This window comes from Methanosalsum natronophilum (assembly GCF_024808815.1).
GTDB classification, from domain to species: Archaea; Halobacteriota; Methanosarcinia; order Methanosarcinales; family Methanosarcinaceae; genus Methanosalsum; species Methanosalsum natronophilum.
In genome coordinates this window covers 1-1,071 of the sequence record NZ_JANUCS010000046.1, presented here as the reverse complement: position 1 = coordinate 1,071, position 1,071 = coordinate 1, and the positions used below count along the sequence as shown (strand labels likewise).

Sequence of the window (1,071 nt, the reverse complement as noted above, 5' to 3'; positions counted from 1 at the left end):
CCTTCCTGAATACTCTGTACATGGAAAGTATCACCGTATTCTCCACCATTGACCTCAATTGAAGTTATGCTCCTAATCCCTGTATCACCTGAATTGAGAATAATGGGAATTTGAGTACCAGCACTAGTAAATGCTGAAATGCCAGTATAATAATCGGCAATTTTTGGACCTTGTCCGAACTGGTCATAATATGTTATCTTCGCATTGATCCCTTCAGAGCCAATGTTCTCCAAAGTTACCAGGTAAGGTGCATATCCACCTGCTCCAATACTATTACCTATATCTAGCCCAATACCTATTGTATAGGTTCCAAATATTACATCATCAAATACCATATATTGTATTATCTATCATTCAACGTACTTTATAGCAAAGTTCAATCTAGTGTTACTGTTTGGTGATGATATGGATTTACAAAGATATTTTGTGGTAGCACCATCTACTGCAACCACATCTCCATCCACTAATCCACTTTCCTGTGTGAACATCCACATATGCTGGCTTTGATAAATCGGCGTCATATTGTCCGTGCTGTTACAGACCACAGGTCGTACAAAATAGACTTTACCATTACCTATACTCTTAAGTGCATGTCTGCTTGTATCCGTATCTCTCCACCACATTATACCTCGGTCCACATGACCGCTCTGATATGCAAATGGCCTTAATATATGCTTTGTCCTTGCACCGTTATAGACATCCTGATTATGATTATTTGTCCTATTCCAGCAATAGAAGTTAGTTAACCCGTCATTATACTCCTTTGATGTCATTCTTTCCACTATACAAATAAAAGAACCTTGTCGATTTTCACTCGTGGGTTCAGGTTCGGCCATTAGTGAGAAACCCTGAGTATCTATCCATAACCAATAAGCAAACTGAACCGTTGCCATGTCAGATTGTGGATGTGGACTGGTCGTATCCGAGGCCAGTGTTTGAATGAATGTCTGCATTTCATGAGATCCTGCAGGATAATTATTAGAACTATAATCCCAACCAGCTGAAAAAGTTACCCTCAAACCTTTTGACCGTCTTGAACTGTAATGATTCAATCCATTGGTTTGGTTGATT

General features: G+C 39.2%; 2 protein-coding genes. Both read right to left on the bottom strand.

What is annotated here, in order from left to right:
- Positions 1 to 335, bottom strand: a 335-nt coding sequence (locus tag J2T59_RS10210; protein WP_259135835.1) for a hypothetical protein, incomplete at its 3' end; no start/stop codon positions are given.
- Between the two features lie 15 nt (positions 336 to 350).
- Positions 351 to 1,071, bottom strand: a 721-nt coding sequence (locus tag J2T59_RS10205) for a hypothetical protein (protein ID WP_259135834.1), incomplete at its 5' end; no start/stop codon positions are given.